The organism is uncultured Acetobacteroides sp., assembly GCF_963667355.2.
Taxonomy (GTDB): domain Bacteria; phylum Bacteroidota; class Bacteroidia; order Bacteroidales; family ZOR0009; genus Acetobacteroides.
Genome location: NZ_OY763328.2, coordinates 1,592,624 through 1,611,187, shown reverse-complemented (window position 1 = coordinate 1,611,187; position 18,564 = coordinate 1,592,624). Strand labels below are relative to the sequence as shown.

Genomic DNA, 18,564 nt, shown 5'->3' with positions numbered 1-18,564 from the left:
CGCTATGCTTTGCCAAGCTTTACCTGTTTTGAGGTCTTGCTTAGTATGATTATCGAAAATGCAAAGGATATAGCTACGAGCAGCACAAATAGGAACTCGTAACCAACGGTTATTCTGTAGAGCGAATTATTCATTATTTCTACCCCTTTTTCTCTTGCCGAATGCATATCGCCTAAGATAAAGGCCACCATGCCTAGCCATACCAATGGGCAGTACTTTATAATACCCCAGATGCCTAGTGCGTAGCTCCAGCTGGTACGCTTTTCGTTTAGCGAGATGTAGGCAGGTATAAGCGTTGATAAGCCTACGGCTATGCCTATCATACCCGAAAATAGGCATCGTATGGTTACTATTTCAAGTAGCCCCATACCTATTAGGAACCATCTAAGCTTGGTGAGGCTACTCTTGTTGCTGTCGTTGTTGCTCATAGCATCGATTTATGTTTTAGCTGTATTGTTTTTATTTTCAGCTGTTCGCTCAGGTGTATGTAATGAACTGCTGGGAACTTCATTTGAATAGAATAATGGGCTGGAAGCCTTGCTAAATCAAGCGTAGCAAGGACGCGAGGCTTAGCAGAACCCTATGTTTCTAATCTACGCTTAGTAATGGTAAATATCTTTGATTGAATATAATTCATTCAATAAATTTAGTTCTTACTGAATGGGACTATTGTCTTAAAATCGAAGTTCGAGGTTATGTTCAAGATGTGTTCAAAGTTTGAAATAGCCTCAATCGGGTCGATATTTATTATTTTTAAATCTTTGAATACATTTCTCTCAAATCTGATTGAATAAATATATTCATCTTCTAATCTTCCACTCTTTTTGCTTATTCTTTGAGTGTAACCTGATATTTGAATTGTATTAATCTTTGAGGTTATATTATAGAAGAGTCCTGAAAAATAGTATGCGATACCGCAGACGCAAATTGCATATTCTTGTTTTCTTTCTTTTTGAGTTTTTTCTTTTATTGAGATCTTGCCTGTAGATAATGTTTTAACTTTTTGATTTGGTAAGTCTTCTATTTCAGGTAAGTCGAGATCTATGTATAATGTTGATTTAAATTCGTCAAATTCAAAGTCTACAGAGAAGTCAACAGTTAGAGTTATCTCACTTAGGATTGACTCTATTTTACTAGAAACATAATCTCCATTTCCATTTATATAGCCCTCAAGTTCATTTTTTTTATTTTGATACTCTTGATATAATAAATTATTTTGCTCTATCTCAGTTGAATTTTCTGCATCTTCAAATTCTCTTTGAATTATTTCCCATTTTTCGAGTTCTTCTTTATATCGTTGTTCTTTATTGTCAGATATATATTGGTTGCGTTTCTTTTTGTTTTGCCAAAATAAGATACTTGATATATTCTTTTTAGCTTCAGATTCTAAATCTTTAATTATGCCTTCAATAGATGGTTTTGTTATGTTGAATTTTTTACGGTGATATTTTTGAGGACTTAAGTACTTGAGCTTTTTTTCTGCATATTCTATAGGAGCAACAGTGGGAGTTGATTTATATATATCGATAAAACTATTTGTATTATCTTCAATCTCTTGCTTCTTTTTATTTATTAGATTCTCAACGTTCTCTTTATATTGTTCTTCTCTCTTTATCCTCTTGATAATGCCTTCATCAGTCACAATTAAACCATTAGAATCTTTTATTGTTAAAACTGGACTGCCTTTTTCATCTAGGTTCAGCGAAATATGGTAATAGGTACTACTCTGTGTCGAAGAAGTGTTTTGTGATGCTAATTGACTTTTTGAAGAAGTTCCACTAATTTTTTGCCTATTATAAATACCAGTTCCCGGAATTCCTGTGTTAAGATATGTCCCTTTTTTTCCAATAGTAACAGAAGCACCTCTACCTCCAATTGATAAACTTGCACCTGAACCTGAAAGATTTATAGATAAACCTTTCATTATTTTGACTTTTTTTCTAAATCTCATTTTGGTTTTGTCTTGTAGTTATTTCATTTGTTAAGTTCCTAACTCTTATTAATCTTTTTTGGAATAGGGAAGGTGTCATTGCTATACAAATTTCATGTCTGCCTAACGAAGGGTATCATAGTTACATTTGCCCTTTCCCCTATACTTAAACCGTAAACTTAAGCAACCCCGAGAAGGGCGTACACGAAGCGTCGTCTTACAACTATACTTACTCTAGGTTTACGATTTTAAAATAGATGGGCGTAAAGTAGCTAAAATACCCTATGGTTATTCGGTAAAGGTTAAAAAGTTTTTTGCTTTTGCTGCTTGGCGTAGCTACACAAATGCAACCCCCAGCACCAAGGGCTCTCGGTACTGGGGGTTATTTGATTGAAAAATGTATTTGAAAGTACTAATCCTCTTTTTTAGGGCTACTCCTCGTCTTGCGAGGTGGTGTCGATATCCTGCTTGGTAGGTCCGCTTTCCTTTTTTGGAGCAGGGGTGTCGTACAAGGTGTACTGCTGCTGCTTAGCGTAGCTGTTGCGGAAGGCAAGCTTACCAGCCTCGCCTACATTGCGGGCAAAGGCCCATACCGCATTGTACTTGGTAATACGAGCTTCGGTATCGGCAGGCCGACTAGCCTTAGCCAACGCTTGAGCCGCAATGGCATCGGTTAGCCTCGTCTTCATGTTCACCAGCTTAGCCTTATACTCCTTGCCGAGGCGAGCCTCGAGCTTCGCCTCGTACTCGGGCTTACCGTAGTTGTGTATAACCAGGTTGAAGAGGCTCACCATCTTCTCGGGGTTGTTTCTTGCATTCTCAACACCCCTGCGACCAAACTCAATAGATATGGTAGCTCTGCCGGGTAGCACCCTTTCGCAGTGGAAGAAGAAGAATTGCATCTCCTCGCGGCATTCCTGCATGATGTCCTGTAGCAGCTGCGTGGCAACGGTAATACTACTTCTGCTTTCGAGGCTCGAGAAGTCGTTAAGGCAAGAGGTAACCTCTAAGATGTTCTTATCCACCTCTTCGATGGTTAGGCTGGGTTCTACTGCTTGGAGCTCCTTGATGTCTTGCTTGCCAATTTCGAGCAAGGCCTTGGTTCCAGTTAGCATGTCGGTGTCGGGCATCGAATAAGTCCTAAAAAGTTCTTTACTCATAAATCATTTGTTTTTTGAGCGTTTAATACTACCCAAAGTATTGGGCTTTACTTAAGTTCTAGGGTCAACAAACCGTTTCGCTTCAAACTTGCAAGGAAGTTACAACGGGTTTCCACTAAAAATCAATAGCAGACGTTAGAAATTATTAGTACACATTATGCTAAAAAACACCAAAATGGCCTACAGTACACTGTAGACCATTTTTTGATGATGAAAAATCTTAGCTTTTGGAGGGTTTTGGAGGGCGTGGGGGAGGGGAGGAGCATGTAGATGGAAGGCGAAGGTTAATTTTCAACGGGCAAACGCTTAATAAACGCACTTAATCCTCCCGCTTAGGCGGGAGGTAGGGGGGGTGGCATATAACCCACCCCCTGCCCCCTCCTTGGAGGGGATAATGAGTTCCAATCGTAGGCTGGTGCTTAATAATGGACTTTCTTTTTCAAGATTAGATTTTATTGGGGGAGTGTGAAATGTGTTGGAGGTAAGCGAATGTTGATTAAAAACGGGAAAAACGCTTAATAGCCGCACGTAATCCCCTCCTTAGGAGGGGTAGGGGTGGGTTAGCGTCACTAAGCAGAATGAAAATCAATATTTATTCGAATAAACCCACCCCCTTCCCCCTCCCATGGAGGGGATAACGTGCTACTATTGGGCTTTTATCCTTTTGAATATGCCTTAGCTTCACCTGAACAGAGAGGTGGGCTTGAGGATAATATTGAACTTCCTCCTCCCTCTTATTTATGCGGGTGAATAGGCATCGTTAATCATGCAGAAGGTGGATAATAGCAGGCTCCTTAGGCGCTAATGCTGCTACTATCATTCATAATCGACTGCCATGTAATAATTTCCCCTATTCTACAATGCCTTACGCCACCTCTACAATGCTTTACGGAGCTTCGAGAGAGGCTTACGCCCTTTCGAGGGTAGCCTACGAGGTCTCGACAATAGCTTACGAAGCTTCGAGAGAAGCTTACGCCATCTCGAGAGTAGTTTACGCCATTTCAAAATTGGTTTACGAGCTCGTAAACTATCGTAGAGAGCTCGTAAACTATCGTAGAGATGGCGTAAACCATCGTCGAAATGGCGTCAGCTATCGTCGAAATGGCGTAAGCCAGTTTTCGAATGGCGTAAGGCTATCTCGTAGCCCCGTAGACTTTTATATAGATGGTGCGGAGCATCGTAGAGGACCTGTAGGCTACTGTAGAAGCTGTTTTTTTGAGCTTAGAGGGGGTGTGGGGGAGGCGCAGGGCTGCGCGTGTGTGCTACGGAAAGGGTGCTGTGCCAATTATACCTCCGAACACCCTATGCCTTAGGGGTAGGCCTTGCTTCGAGGGTACGAGCGGGAGGCTTGGGCGATTAGTGGCGGTGTTTGTGGTGTCTGTCAGGTCTGCTTTAGGCTACATCTCCAGGTGCCTTTCTCTGGATACCTTAATATCGTCCATGTTTTCCTTTGCCCAGCTAACCAGGTTTTGAATAATGGGCAGCAAGCTGCGGCCTCTTTCCGTTAGCTCGTACTCCACCTTGGGCGGTACCTGCGGGTAGATGGTGCGCTTCACTAGCCCATCGGCCTCGAGGGTTTTTAGGGTTACGGTAAGCATCTTCTGCGAAATAGTCCCGATGCTCCGATGAAGCTCGTTGAACCGTAGCACGTTCAAATCCCCCAGCAGCATGATAACGAGTATCGACCACTTGTCTCCTATGCGGTTAAGCACATTTCGTACGGGGCACGATTCTGCGCTTGCGTATTTTTGATACTCTTGTTCTAATGTTAACTCCATAGCCGTAAACTTTTCTTCATTTTTTTAGTTTCATATAGCGCTGATTGCTACCAATACTTACCTGTAGGTAAGTATTTGAGTTTCATGTGCGTTATTTTATTTGCCATGAAGGCCACTTATCTTTGAGTTGCCAAAAGTAAGTATATAACCAATGTATAGCAACCTGGTTTGTCAACATTAACAGCTTACGGGTTGGTATTACAGGCAAGGATATCATTAATTAAAGGAAGGAGTACCGTATGAAAATTGGAGTTACAGGCGCTACCGGGCAGCTAGGTCGGCTGGTAGTTGAGGAGCTAAAGAAAAGAGTATCGGCAGATGCCATTGTTGCACTGGTTCGTACACCTAGTAAAGCCGCAGACATGGGTGTAGAGAGCTACGAGTTCGACTACAACAACCCTGATGATTTAGTATGTGCCCTTGCTGGCATCGATAGGCTGCTGCTCATCTCGAGTAGCGAAATTGGGCAACGTGCGAGGCAGCATGCCAACGTTGTGGAGGCAGCAAAGAAGGCCGGGGTTAAGTGGATTGTGTATACGAGCTTGCTGCATGCCGACACCTCGTCGTTGAGCCTTGCCGAGGAGCATAGGGCAACCGAAAAGGTGCTAAAGGAGTCGGGAATACCGTACACGCTGCTTCGCAATGGCTGGTACACCGAAAACTATACCGGATCGATACCTGGCGCAATAGCTGCAGGCGCGCTTATTGGTAGCGCGGGCAACGGCAAGATTGCCTCGGCCGCTCGTGCCGACTTCGCAGAGGCCGCCGCAGTGGTGCTGACCGATCAAGAGCATCAGCATAAGGTTTACGAGCTTGCCGGCGACAATGCCTACACGCTTGCCGACTTGGCCGCCGAGGTTTCGCGCCAAACCGGGAATGCACTTCCCTACCAAGATCTTTCGGAGGCCGACTATGCAGGCATTCTGAAGAATGTGGGACTACCCGAGGGGCTGGCCTACGCCATTGCAGGATGGGATGTGGCGGCTTCGAAGAACGATCTGTTCGACAACGGCCATCAGCTGTCCAAACTAATCGGGCATGCAACAACTCCGATGTCCGATACTGTTGCCGCAACGCTCGCCTAGCGGCACCCACTAGGCAGCGTAGCAGGTGCGCTCATCGCCGTTAGGCCAAGGAATAATCGATGAGCCTTTTTGCTATTAAGCCACATATATTGCTGTTGGCTTTAGGAAACGGATAGCTAATAGGAGAAACAAGGAACTTTTATCCCATTGCCGTACACTATATGATGGGCTAAAGCACCTTGTTGGCAAATAACTTGCAATTGCCGTCAGCTAATGTTGACGGCAATTATGCTTTTTAAAGCAGCATCCTTGCGCTTAGCCTGACAGCTAAGGGGTGAAATCTCCTCCCACATGTAGCTCTATTCCGCAGGAGATGCCTCTGTAAGCCCGGCATGATAGCTCTGATTGTGCGATATGCTTAAGTTGGCGACGTTGGCCGGTGCGGGAGTCTTTTATTCTAGGGAATGCCTATTCTATAGCTCCAAAATTCTGCCGTTTAGCTTCTGTATAGCTTCAGAAAAGCTTCCAGTTAAAACCTGTATGCTAAATCATCTTTATTCTTACCAGCTACCTTAAGTGTTGGCAAACAATGAATACTATATTTTGTTGATAATGGTACAAATACATTATATCAAGCGGGTATGAAGGCATTAACAAAAGAGGAGGTGACTTGCTACCTCGAACTTCACCTAAGAGATTGGACTTTTGATGGGAATGCTATCAAAAGAGACTTCGTTTTTAAAACCTTTGTTGAGGCATTCTCGTTTATGACCGTGATAGCTTTGTTGGCGGAGAAGCTAGATCACCATCCTAGCTGGAGTAATGAGTATAATAGGGTGAGCATCTCGTTAAGTACCCATTCGTCTAAAGGAATTACGCAGCTTGATTTTGATCTAGCCGGCATTGCCGATATGGCATACAAGAGGTGCGAGGTTGAGGACTAGTGCCAACTTCTATGTAGCAAATTAGGCAACGCTGGAACGGATGACCTCTTACTTTACAGAATGTCCAACTATTAAAAAGCGTACAAGAATGAGTAGGAATATTGTTAAGGTTGAGTCTATCGGTAAGGTAACTCATGATGTGGTGCGCATTGTAACCACAAAGCCTGATGGATTTATCTTCGAACCCGGACAGGCAACAGAAATTGCTATTAACAAAGCAGGCTGGGTGGATGAAACACGGCCATTTACGTTTACCTGCCTTCCCGATGACCCCTACCTTGAGTTTACCATTAAAATATATCCATCCCGAGCAGGGGTTACCAATCAGCTGCGAATGCTAAAGAAGGGTGATGAGCTGATCTTAAACGATGTGTTTGGCACCATCGCATACAAGAATGCGGGTGTGTTTATCGCAGGAGGTGCAGGTGTTACCCCATTTATCTCCATCTTCCGATATCTTAAAAGTAGAGGCAAAATAGGGCGCAACATGCTGGTTTTTGCCAACAAAACTAGAGCCGATATTATTCTTGAAAAGGAGTTTAAGGATATGCTGGGTGATAGATTCGTAAATATCCTATCGGAAGAAGAGGTGGAAGGTTTTCATCACGGGTTTATCAACGAGGAGTTCTTGAAGAAAGTAATACCAGACCTTAAGATGCACTTTTACCTATGTGGTCCCCCTCCAATGATGGACGCTCTTCTTCTGCAGCTAACCAATCTTGGTGTTGATGAAGGCTTTATTGTAACGGAGGAAATGTAAAAGCAGGTTGATAACCTGTTCCCATAGTATTTAGTAAAGCCTAAGAACAGGAAGCGCTAATTCGTGCGTCCCTTTGAATCCTTTGTGTTTTAGGAAGATGTTAAATGAAAGATTTAGTACTGTCGTTAGATATACACGGCAGTGCATATCTACGGAAGAATGACCTCCACACCCTCTGTACCTCAGCGTCTCTGTGTTTAGAAGGGGATAAGACAGAAGATTAAGCGCGAGCCTTCGCGGCTATACAAATAAAAAACCGTCGTGCCCTTTGTGGAAAAGAACCAGTGAAGATCAGCCTTGTCTGTGTAAGCTGCGTTCTAATCAAAGACCACCCGAAACTCCGTTTGCCCCGGCTTAACCGTCTGTAGCGATAGTTGGAACTGGTGGTTGAGCAGTATCTCGCGGGTAAACATCAGCCCGATGCCCTGTCCGTTGGTTTTGGTGGAGTAGAAGGGGGTAAAGAGCATGCTCTGATCCTTGGGGCTGATACCCTTACCGTTGTCCTGCACCACAAGGGTGGTAGGATTGGTGCTCACCTTAATGGCAATTGCTCCCTTACGGTCGATGGCCTCGATGCTATTCTTTACGATGTTGATGATAACCTGCTCCATCTGTACCATATCGGCAAATACAACGGGAGAGGGGTCGGGGATTTCAATTGAAAGGGAGATCTCGCGCTTGCAGCATTCGGCTTCGAGTAGCAGATGTATGGAGCCGATCAGCGATTTCAGCGATACGGGCTGACGTACCGGCTCGGGGATCTTTACCACCTCCGAGAAGTTGGACATGAGCTGGCAGAGGTTCTTCCCCCGTTCGGTGGCGATATCAATAACGTTGCGGAAGTCGTTGGCATACGACAGCTGGCTCTGCTGAAGGTTCGAAGATAGCAGGTTAAGCATGGAGTTGGTGGCCCCAATGGTGTTGTTTACCTCGTGCGACATCAGGCGGATGACCTTCTCGTAGGCCTTCTTCTCGGTTTTGATAAGCTCCTGCGTGAGCTCCTCCACCAGGATAAACGGGTGCTGAAAGCCCCTATCGATGAAGTAGGAGCGGGTACACTTGTAGGCGTGGATGCCGTTGAGGCGGATGATGCGCTGCTCGTTGGGCTGCAGCTGCTCCATCTCCAGGGCTAGGGGATGGTTTATCTGGTCGAGAGCCATGCCTGTGGCCTCTTCTACCTTTAGCAGGCGGCTGGCGGCAGGGTTTAGCGAGCTGATGCGGTTGTCGAAGTCGAGGATGATAACCCCCAAGGGCGAGGCGCTTACCATCAGATCGAGGAAGTAGTGCTGCTCGCGTACGCGAAGGCGTTCCTCCTTGAGCTGGGCCATCATTCGGTTGAACAGATCGATGAGCCGATCCATATCGGGTTGCCCTGTACGGGGTAGCCGCGAGCTGAAATCCTGCTCCTTGAGCAGCTCAGCGCCGCTAGCAATCTCGTTTACGGGTTTAATGATGATTTGGTAGAAGTAGATAATGGCTAAAAGGAGCAGCAGCGCAAAGGCCTCGGCAACTAGTAGCATTAGATGGCTGTTACGGTAGCCGTAAAATAGCATGGCAGCCAGTACAAGGTATAGAATTACGGAGGAAGTCCAGAATCGGAACTTTAGCTTCATTGGTATAGATATGTTTGGGCGCTAATGTAGGAAAATTTACGGGTAGGTTCTTCCGCAAAGCTGCAAGGCGATCCAGAGAACTCGGAGCCTTTCCCATAATTGTTAGGCTACGTTTTTTTTCAAAGTCCAGAGCATAATCAGAGCTCTTTATCCCCTCCGAGGAGGGGCAGGGGGTGGGTGACGACTTCCCAACCCACCCCAACCCCTCCCAAGGAGGGGATAATCCATTTCAATTATGCGTTGATGCTTACTGTTGATCTTCAACCCTTCAAAAGCAGGATATTGGATACTACTCTTTCCCCTAAACACAGCGGCAAGGCGATACAGAGAATACGGAGCCTTTCCCATAATTGTTAGGCTACGTTTTTTCTCAAAGTCCAGAACTTAATCAAGGCTCTTTATCCTCCCGCTTAGGCGGGAGGCAGGGGTGTATAGCATATTACCCACCCCAACCCCTCCCAAGGAGGGGAAAATCAGTTTCAATTATACGTTGATGCTTACTATCGATCTTCAATCCTTCAGCACAGGGTGTTGGGAATCATTCTTCGTGCTATCCTTTGTGCCCTTTGTGGTAAAATAAGCAGCGAGTATCATTTCTATCCCCTTCATCGGTGTTCGAGCACTGTTCGAAATCGAACACCATCTGTTCGTTAATGCACACTTTTTTGAGATCTAATTTCTGTAACATTCAGACTTCGAGTAAAGTCTGTTTTGTGGCATGCCAATTGCCAACAGGTATGTCAAAATAAAAAATAGTACAGTAATGGACAGAAGCATCCCTCAAGAGGTAATACGTAGGCGAAAAAGGAAAACCGTCATAATCGCTGCAGCCGTTGCTGTTGCATTACTTATAGGGATAACCACCCTTTTTAGCTTCCTGCGCTCGGGAATATCGGCAAAGGATATCGATGTTGCCGTGGTCGATAAGGGCGAGGTCGACATTTCGGTGTCCGCATCGGGTAAGGTTGTTCCGCTATCGGAGCAAATCATCACCTCGCCAATAGCATCGAGGGTTGTGGAGGTGTACAAGAAGTCCGGCGATAAGGTAGCGGTTGGCGATCTAATTCTGAAGCTCGATCTGGATGCCGCAACCTCCGACTATGGAAAGATGAACGACGAGTTATCGATGAAGCAGTGCAAGCTCGAGCAGCAGGGCGTTACCGTAAAGAGCCAGCTCTCCGATCTTAGAATGCAGCTGGCCATTGCCGATATGAAGCTGAAGCGAATGGCGGCCGAGCTGAAGAACGAGCACTACTTGGACAGCATCGGGGCAAGTACCAGCGATAAGGTACGGCAGGCGGAGCTCAACTACAAGGTGGAGTCGCTCCTCTACGAGCAGCTTAAGCAGCGCTATAGCAACGAGCAGCTCACCTCGTCGGCCAACATAAAGATGTCGAAGCTGGAGTACAACATTGCAAAGAAAAGCGTGGTGCTTATGGGCAAAACCATGAGCGAGGCGCAGGTTCGCGCGCCCCGTTCGGCCGTCCTAACCTGGGTAAACAACCAGATAGGATCAACCGTGGCGCAGGGGGCGCAGCTCGCCATTGTCTCGGACCTTAACGACTTTAAGGTGGAGGGCGAGATTGCCGACTCGTATGCCGACAGGGTGAGCCCAGGCGCTAAGGTAGCTGTGCGCGTTGGAAACCAAACGCTGGAGGGGAGCGTGGGCAATGTTACCCCATCGGTAAAGAATGGCATCATCGAGTTTACCGTCATGCTAAAGGAGAGCAGCAGCACAAAGCTGCGCTCGGGGCTAAAGGTGGACGTTTACGTGATAAATGCCATCAGCGAAAATGTGCCTCGGCTGGCCAACGGCTCGTACTACGTGGGCAAGGGCGAGTACGACCTGTGGGTGATTAATGGCGGAGTAGCCCAAAAGCGTAGGGTGGAGCTTGGCGAAAGCAGCTTCGATAAGGTAGAGGTAAAGCGAGGCCTACATGTGGGCGATCGGGTGATTGTTTCGGATATGTCGAAGTACAAGAACGCAAGTAGCCTTAAGATTAGGAAATAATTGGTTGTCTAAATATTGGCTGTTGACAGTCGCTAAGGATGATGGATGTGCGGTGTGTGAGCGCCTGCATGTTCATTATCCAAACCAAACAAGCTACAAGGACAACCAAGCATGAATGTTGAATAAAACCAGAAAATAGTAAATGATATGATTACACTAGAAAACATTAGCAAGGTTTATCAAACCAAGGAGATTGAAACCGTAGCGCTCGAGAATGTGAACTTAACCGTAAACAAGGGCGAGTTTGTATCCATCATGGGTCCTTCGGGCTGCGGCAAGAGTACGCTACTAAATATTATGGGATTACTCGATGCGCCATCCCTGGGGCAGGTGTCTCTAGGAGGTGTGCTGGTTGATAGCATGAAGGACAAGGAGCTGGCGGTACTTCGCAACCAGAAGCTGGGCTTCGTTTTTCAGAGTTTCCACCTTATTCCAGCGCTGAATATCATTGATAATGTGGAGCTGCCGCTACTCTACCGCAAGGTATCGTCGGGCGAACGTCGTCGGAGGGCGCTGGAGGTTATCGAGAAGGTTGGCCTTTCGCATCGTGCAAAGCACTTCCCCATGCAGCTCTCGGGCGGACAGTGCCAGCGCGTAGCTATTGCCCGTGCCATCATCGGAAATCCAGAAATTCTGCTTGCCGATGAGCCTACCGGTAACCTCGATAGCAAGATGGGCTCCGAAATTATGGAGATCCTGTTCCGCCTGAATAAGGAGGAGGGAACCACCATCGTAATGGTAACGCACGACGATCATATTGCCAAGCAAACAGGGCGCATCATGCGCTTTTTCGATGGCCGACAAATCCAATAGAAACAGCAGGAGTATGATACTTTACTATATGAAGCATGCCTGGCGTATGCTATGGCAGGAGAAGTTCTTTACCATTATCTCGTTGCTGGGAATAGGGTTGGCCGTATCCTTTATTATGGTAATAATTACCGTAAACGATATTGACGATGGCTCCTACGCCCCCGAGGTGAATCGCTATCGGACGTTGTACGTAAAGAATGTTAGCGAGAAGCAAGGGCAAAGCACCAATAACAGCAGCCTATCGCCAATGATTGTAAAAAATGTGATCTATAACCTGGATGGGGTTGATGCTGTTACCGCTGTAAACAGAGGAGAGTCGTTTGTAGAAGCGCAGAAGCTATCAGGCGAAGGACAAAACGTGAAGTCGACAAGCACAGATGGTGCGTATTGGAAATTCTTCAACTTCGAATTTGTAGCAGGGAAGCCATTTACGAGTAGCGACTTTACTTCTGGTGTTCGCGTTGCCGTTATCGACGAATCGCTCTCACGGTCGCTCTACAAGGGAGAGAATGCGCTCGGGAAAACCATTTTTATTGCCCAGCAACCCTATAAGGTGGTCGGTGTGGTTAAGGATGTTAGCCCCTCCTCTTCTTTTGCGTATGCCAAGGTGTGGTTTCCGTACACCACAAGCTCGCAGGTGATGAGCGGCAAGAACGAGCTGTCTTGCGGAGCCCTAGAAGCGATGATACTAGCTAAAAAAACAAGCGACTTTGATGACATAAGGCGTAAGCTGGAGGCTCGACGATTCAACTATAACGAAACTGCAGGAAAAGGGGTTAAAATTTTACTTCGAGGACCCGATACCCATAGCGAGCAGCGCTTCCGAGGCGATGCCACCGCGGAGCAGAGCGAGTATAAGGAGGTGCTTCGGCTTTGGATAATGGTAATCATCATTCTTATTGTTGTCCCTGCATTTAATATGATGAGCTTCACCATCTCGCGAATGAAGAAACGCCAGGAGGAGCTGGGGTTGAGGCGTTCGTTTGGCGCACTGCGTAGCAATATTATTGGGCAGGTTATCGCCGAGAATATGCTGCTAACCCTAATAGGAGGATTTTTCGGTTTTCTTCTATCGGGTATTCTGATTTTTGCTTTCCAGTCAACACTTTTTCCCGATGGTGTAAGCCTTAGCCTAAGCATGATTTTCCGTCCATCAATTTTGGCTTATCTATTGGGCGTTTGTGTTCTTGTAAACCTGGTATCCGCAATTATTCCGGCTGTTCGGTCGGCCAATCAACCTATTCTACAAGCATTAAAAGAGAAAAAGGCATGATAAAACATATACTAAAAATAGTTTGGACCCAAAGGAGGTCTAACCTGCTAATTTGGATGGAGCTGATGCTCGTGTTTGTACTTCTATGGATGGTTACGGATCAGATTTTTGGGACAATTAAAAGGTATAGAGTTCCCAAAGGATTCGACATCGAGAATACGTACTACGTAGATGTTAAGATGATCCCTGGAAGAGAGCGCGTAGGAAATCCAAGCGACGATAGCCTTAGCAAAGCATACGAAGTACCGTTTTATGCCCTTCTCGAAAAGATAAAGAGGAATGAAAATGTAGAATATGCTTCGGCAGGCATTATGTCGAAACCCTATAATGGTGGAAATAGTTGGAGCCCGATTACAGTTGGGAAAAGGAAATGCGACTCCTACCTTCGTCTTGTTGATAATGACTTCTTTAAGGTATTCAGAATACCCATAAACTATGGTAAGGATCTAAGCGATGGAAGGTATAACAATATTGTTCTTAGTAAAATGCTTGCCGATAGCCTGTTTAGAAGTGATGCCGCTGCTGTTGGCAAACATTGTGAGCTTAATGGAACAAACTACACGGTTGTTGGGGTAACCGATAGCTATAAGTATTACGACTTTACTAGAGAAACCCCGACCTCGTACGAACCATTTGCTCCAACATTCACCAAATATAAGCTGGGAAGTGTTGATACCCCCGAGATTTGTATCCGGCTAAAGGCATCTGCCCCTAAAGATGCCATTGAAAAGATGCGTAAGGAGCTTTCTAATTTGGGCGATTCTCCATACTACATTCAGAATATAAGCTCGTTCGAATCTCTTCGACAGATATATTTCTCATGGACTGGCGAAAAGAAGAATATGAAGATGGGGGGCGCTATTATTATTTTCTTTCTGGTGAATGTGCTATTGGGTATTGTGGGAACCTTCTGGTTTAGAACAGAGCAGCGCCGCGACGAAGTTGGCCTTCGAATGGCTATTGGATCATCTTCGGCGTCTTTACTAAACCTTTTTATGGCAGAAGCAATCGTCTTATTGTTCTTGGCCGCCATCCCAGGAGTGTTGATAACGCTACAGCTACGATATCTTGAGCTGCATGTCTTTAGCGGCTGGAACGCGAGTTGGGTGGTATTTATTCTTGCAGGGCTTACAGCGTTTATTGTTTTAGCTGGAATGATACTATTGGGCACTTGGTTCCCCGCACGTCAGGCTTCAAGGGTTCAACCATCTGAGGCATTACACTACGAGTAACCTTAAAGATGCAATACTAATTCTAAATGAAAGTGCTAATAAATATGCTACGTAAGGTGTTTGGTGCTCGGGGGCATCTTGCTACTGCAACCATCTGCATCTCGTTGGGCATTGCTTCGGTTATGATTATGGTAAATTCAATAACCGAGTACATCAGGCCCGTTAGCCCCGAGAGCAACGTGGAGCGGATTATGTGCTCGCACCGCTGGGTTAGCAAGGATAAGAAGAAGGACTTCCGAAATATGGGGGGCATTCCGCTATCTTTTGCGCAGGCCTACTTGGCTGATCTAAAAACTCCAGAGGCGACATCTATTTTTACGGATAATACCTTTCCCCGAATCAGTGGTACAAGAACCGAAACGTTTAAGGCCATAAGCTGCGATGCCAGCTACTGGCATATCTTCGATTTCCAGTTTGTAGAGGGAAGGCCTTTCACCTTCGACGAGTTTATGGGCCACGCCGCCGTTGCGGTTGTCTCGCGCTCTTTCTTTAGCCAGCTCTCGGATATGGAAAAGAGGCTACGACGCTTTGCCTATATGGATAAGGAGTATACCATTGTGGGGGTTGTTGAGGATGTTCGCTCGCAGCGAATCTTTACCTCTGCACATGTTTGGATACCCTATTCGGCGCTGTATGGCAGCTTAGACGAGAATGTATCGGCGTTTAAGGTGGTATATCTACTAAAAACGAAGGCTGATAGGGCTAAGCTGCTGTCGGAGGTTAAGGCGGTGGAGGATAAGTACAACTCCACCACCTCCAATCCCGATCTTGTTAGCGGGCTTACGCCCCATACTAAGCTAGATGTTCTTATTAGGGGGTATTCAACCGAAGTCGACGATAATTTGGAACGTGCATTTTATTCCCGTTGGCTTGCTATTGCAGTAGTAATCCTGCTGGTGCCTATCCTTAACCTGATTATACTAAACTATACCCATATAAGGAATAGGTATGCCGAGATGGGGATTCGCAAATCGTTTGGCGCCACGCAGCATAGCATCTCACTCCTTTTCCTAAAGGAGAATACGGTAGTGGTTTTAGCTGGAGGTGTTGTTGGCTATACGCTATCCTTTCTCTTTGGGCTTGTACACCATATCAACCTATTCGATACTGAACGATATACTGATATGCCTATCGACAATGTGGTTCATCCTAGCTGGCTATCGTTTGTTGTTGTGCTGGTAATCTGCTTGCTTGCTAGCTTGCTGTCGGGCATCTTCCCCTCGTGGAAGCTGGCACGAATGAGTGTTAACTCGGCGCTGAAAGGAGGTGATCAGTGATACGAATGATACTAAAATACCTTTGGGCACAACGGCGCAGCAATGCCTTGCTGCTGCTGGAACTCACGCTGGTAGGAATAATGTTGTTCTATGTTGTCAATGCATTTCTTGATGCTTATGGGGTGTATCGGATTCCATTGGGCTTTACTACCGAGCGGAGCTACGTTATCAACCTACAGAAAACCAAGAAAGCAAATATCACCGGGCATCAACTCAAGGATAGCCTCGATCGCTTCTTGCGTACGAGGAAGGAGATAGATCAGTTTGCCTACACCTTCGATTCCGAACCGTTTTCTGGAGATCGAAACTGTTGGCCAATTGTGGTAGGTGGCGTGGAGCAGCAGCTAAACATTAGGGTGTCGGACGTAAATTTCCCTTCTCTTTTAGGTGTACATATTAACGAGGGACGATGGTTTACCGAAGCCGAACTCCTGCAGAATAGCAAGGTTTGCCTGATTACCGAAGGTTTAAAGGAGTTTCTTAAGCGACCATATCCTGTTGGCACCATGCTTAGCTTCGGAAATCCAACCGAGGAGAGCTTGCGCATTATTGGGGTTATTCCCGACTTAAAGTATGGAACCTACGAACCTCCGGTGTTATCCATATTCCGACCAATGGATTTGGAGGATAATTTCTTTGAATGGAAGATGATCGTAAAGGTAAAGGAGGGGCAGAAGGAGGACTTTGCCCAAACGCTAAAGCTCTTCACCAGCGATGTCTCTAAATCGTTAGGCTTAGTAGTGCTAAGCGTAAACGATTTCGATACCAAGAAGCAGTTCGCAGATACGAATAGCACCAATGCCATTTGGAGCTTGTTCTGGTGCGCCTTCTTTTTCCTGGTTAATGTGATACTGGGAATCTACGTTGTCTTTTCGGGAAGGGTGAAAAAGCGTGTTTCGGAGCTGGCCATAAGGATGGCGGTGGGCTCTTCGCGACGAGGAATCATTGCCCTTGTTCTTGGCGAGTCTATCCTACTTCTGCTACTATCCAGTATTGTAGTTCTGGTTGTTGCCCTTAACATGGCACATTTTGGAATACTGGATGGCAAGATCCCCTTTACCGCTTGGCGTTTTATTGCAGACTTTCTGTTTGTGGAGCTTATTCTGCTGATCTCGGTTTCGAGCAGCGTGCTTGTTCCGGCAGTAAAGGCCTCGCGTATTGAGCCTGCAATGGCGCTTCACTACGAATAACTTCTTATAAGGCGCCTTCTTTGTCTAATCACTAGAGAAGGCGCCTCTTCTAAAACAAGAACTATGATCTCTACTATAAAGTACATGGCCTGCTTGGGCTTTATGGCACTTTCTGGTGCCACGTTGGGGCAAGTGCAGGAGCAATCGCTCACCCTTAACGAAGCCCTACGCCTTGCCCGAGACCAAAGCCTCGATGCGCTTGTTGCCCGAAACGAGCTAAAGGCATCCTACTGGCAGCTGCGTAGCTACAAGGCCGATCTTTTGCCCAGCCTAGCCTTCGAGGGAACGCTCCCTAGCATCAACAAGTCGGTGCAGAGCTACCAAAACGACGATGGGACGTACACCTACGTTCATAGCAACGCATCAACGGTCGACCTAAACCTAATTGTCGACCAGAATATCCCGCTTACAGGTGGGCACCTATCGGTATCGTCGCAGCTGCAGCGCATCGATCAGCTGGGGGCGAACTCCTCTACGCAGCACATGTCGTGTCCGGTAGGTTTTACCTACGAGCAGCCCCTTTTCTCGTTCAACAAGCTAAAGTGGCAGGGGCGCATCGAGCCCATTAAGTACGAAGAGGCTAAGCGCCGCTACTGCGCCAACATGGAGCAGGTGCAGGTAAAGACCATTACCCTCTACTTCGATCTGCTGCTGGCAAAGGTAAATAGCGACATCGCCGAGCAGAACCTCAAGAACGCCACCAAGCTCTACGAGATAGCATCGGCGAAGAAGGGTATCGGCGTTATTTCCGATAACGAGCTGCTTCATCTTCGGCTGTCTAAAATAAACTTCGACCTGAAGATGGCTGAGGTACGGCAGGAGTTTGATAGGCGCATGTTTGCCCTTCGCAGCTTCCTAGGCTTTAACGATAAGGTGTCGTTGGTCCCCGAGGTTCCATCTCAAACGCCCTCAGCAAAGACATCGTTTGCCGAAGTAATGGAGCTGGCACGTGCCAACAATCCCTTTATCCAGGAGGTGCAGCGGCGCATCCTCACCACCCAGATGCAGGTAGCCGAGGCAAAAGCCTCGCGAGGGTTTAGGACAAATCTCTTCTTCTCGTTTGGGCTTACGGGTAGCGATAAAACCATCGGCAAAGCCTACCGCGATCTAAACGACCTACAGGTGGCAAAGGTTGGCCTCCGCATTCCCATCCTCGATTGGGGAAAGGGGCGTAGCCGCGTCGAGCAGGCCAAGTCGCAGCTCGAGGTGGAGAAGGGTAAGGTAGAGCAGGAAACGCAGCGCTTCGAGGAGAACATCTTCATCAGCGTAAAGCAGCTCATGGATCAGCCCCGGCAGCTAAGCCTTGCGCAGGAGGCCGACTCCGTTGCCCAGCAGCGCTACAAAACCTCCTTCGAGACATTTCTGATGGGCAAGGTAAACATCCTCGACATTAACGATGCCCAGGTATCGCGCGACGAGGCCAAACGAAACTACATCTCGCAGCTATACGGGTCGTGGCTCTTCTACTACAACATAAGGCAGATCACCCTTTTCGACTTTGAGAAAAAGGGTAATTTGACCATCGATGAAAAGTTGCTCCTGCTATAGCCGCTGCATT

General features: G+C 46.5%; 15 protein-coding genes. 10 read left to right on the top strand and 5 right to left on the bottom strand.

The genetic code is table 11. From position 1 onward, the window contains the following. Nucleotides 1-2 precede the first annotated feature (2 nt). From ACHZA1_RS06630 to ACHZA1_RS06615, 4 genes are all read right to left on the bottom strand, one after another. Nucleotides 3-428, bottom strand: a complete 426-nt coding sequence (locus ACHZA1_RS06630; protein ID WP_320054446.1) for a hypothetical protein — start codon at nucleotides 426-428, stop codon at nucleotides 3-5. Between the two features lie 218 nt (nucleotides 429-646). Then, on the bottom strand, nucleotides 647-1,951 hold the full coding sequence (locus ACHZA1_RS06625; RefSeq protein WP_320054445.1) for a DUF4236 domain-containing protein: 1,305 nt from the start codon (nucleotides 1,949-1,951) through the stop codon (nucleotides 647-649). A gap of 410 nt (nucleotides 1,952-2,361) precedes the next feature. Next, the gene (locus ACHZA1_RS06620) at nucleotides 2,362-3,090 is read right to left on the bottom strand and encodes a hypothetical protein (RefSeq protein ID WP_320054444.1); all 729 of its coding nucleotides are present in this window, start codon (nucleotides 3,088-3,090) and stop codon (nucleotides 2,362-2,364) included. A gap of 1,397 nt (nucleotides 3,091-4,487) precedes the next feature. Next, nucleotides 4,488-4,868, bottom strand: coding sequence for a helix-turn-helix domain-containing protein (locus ACHZA1_RS06615; RefSeq protein WP_320054443.1), 381 nt, complete (start codon nucleotides 4,866-4,868; stop codon nucleotides 4,488-4,490). Between the two features lie 239 nt (nucleotides 4,869-5,107). Here ACHZA1_RS06615 and ACHZA1_RS06610 point away from each other — a divergent pair, with 239 nt between their 5' ends. The 3 genes from ACHZA1_RS06610 (at nucleotide 5,108) to ACHZA1_RS06600 (ending at nucleotide 7,597) form a co-directional block, all read left to right on the top strand. Next, nucleotides 5,108-5,953 (top strand): SDR family oxidoreductase, encoded by an 846-nt coding sequence (locus tag ACHZA1_RS06610; RefSeq protein ID WP_320054442.1) that lies wholly within the window; start codon nucleotides 5,108-5,110, stop codon nucleotides 5,951-5,953. A gap of 581 nt (nucleotides 5,954-6,534) precedes the next feature. Beyond that, nucleotides 6,535-6,837: a 4a-hydroxytetrahydrobiopterin dehydratase gene (locus ACHZA1_RS06605; RefSeq protein WP_320054441.1), complete on the top strand. Its 303-nt coding sequence runs from the start codon at nucleotides 6,535-6,537 to the stop codon at nucleotides 6,835-6,837. Nucleotides 6,838-6,925: 88 nt separating this feature from the next. Further along, a complete protein-coding gene (locus ACHZA1_RS06600; RefSeq protein ID WP_320054440.1) occupies nucleotides 6,926-7,597 on the top strand; it encodes a hypothetical protein in 672 nt (223 codons plus the stop codon). A gap of 317 nt (nucleotides 7,598-7,914) precedes the next feature. Here the strand turns inward: ACHZA1_RS06600 and ACHZA1_RS06595 are convergent, their stop codons facing one another. After that, the gene (locus tag ACHZA1_RS06595) at nucleotides 7,915-9,210 is read right to left on the bottom strand and encodes an ATP-binding protein (protein WP_320054439.1); all 1,296 of its coding nucleotides are present in this window, start codon (nucleotides 9,208-9,210) and stop codon (nucleotides 7,915-7,917) included. Nucleotides 9,211-9,973: 763 nt separating this feature from the next. Between ACHZA1_RS06595 and ACHZA1_RS06590 the strand changes: the two genes are divergently transcribed. The 7 genes from ACHZA1_RS06590 (at nucleotide 9,974) to ACHZA1_RS06560 (ending at nucleotide 18,554) form a co-directional block, all read left to right on the top strand. Further along, complete coding sequence (locus ACHZA1_RS06590) at nucleotides 9,974-11,221, top strand: efflux RND transporter periplasmic adaptor subunit (protein ID WP_320054438.1); 1,248 nt, start codon at nucleotides 9,974-9,976, stop codon at nucleotides 11,219-11,221. Between the two features lie 147 nt (nucleotides 11,222-11,368). Continuing rightward, nucleotides 11,369-12,034: an ABC transporter ATP-binding protein gene (locus ACHZA1_RS06585; RefSeq protein WP_320054437.1), complete on the top strand. Its 666-nt coding sequence runs from the start codon at nucleotides 11,369-11,371 to the stop codon at nucleotides 12,032-12,034. 13 nt (nucleotides 12,035-12,047) lie between these two features. Further along, on the top strand, nucleotides 12,048-13,307 hold the full coding sequence (locus ACHZA1_RS06580) for an ABC transporter permease (protein WP_320054436.1): 1,260 nt from the start codon (nucleotides 12,048-12,050) through the stop codon (nucleotides 13,305-13,307). Then, on the top strand, nucleotides 13,304-14,539 hold the full coding sequence (locus tag ACHZA1_RS06575; protein WP_320054435.1) for an ABC transporter permease: 1,236 nt from the start codon (nucleotides 13,304-13,306) through the stop codon (nucleotides 14,537-14,539). Before ACHZA1_RS06580 ends, ACHZA1_RS06575 begins: the two co-directional genes overlap by 4 nt. A 26-nt stretch (nucleotides 14,540-14,565) precedes the next feature. Continuing rightward, entirely contained in the window at nucleotides 14,566-15,816 is a 1,251-nt protein-coding gene (locus ACHZA1_RS06570; protein ID WP_320054434.1) for an FtsX-like permease family protein, read from the top strand. Between the two features lie 5 nt (nucleotides 15,817-15,821). Continuing rightward, nucleotides 15,822-17,006, top strand: coding sequence for an ABC transporter permease (locus ACHZA1_RS06565; protein ID WP_320054433.1), 1,185 nt, complete (start codon nucleotides 15,822-15,824; stop codon nucleotides 17,004-17,006). A gap of 63 nt (nucleotides 17,007-17,069) precedes the next feature. Then, nucleotides 17,070-18,554, top strand: coding sequence for a TolC family protein (locus tag ACHZA1_RS06560; RefSeq protein ID WP_320054432.1), 1,485 nt, complete (start codon nucleotides 17,070-17,072; stop codon nucleotides 18,552-18,554). The last annotated feature ends 10 nt before the right edge of the window (nucleotides 18,555-18,564 follow it).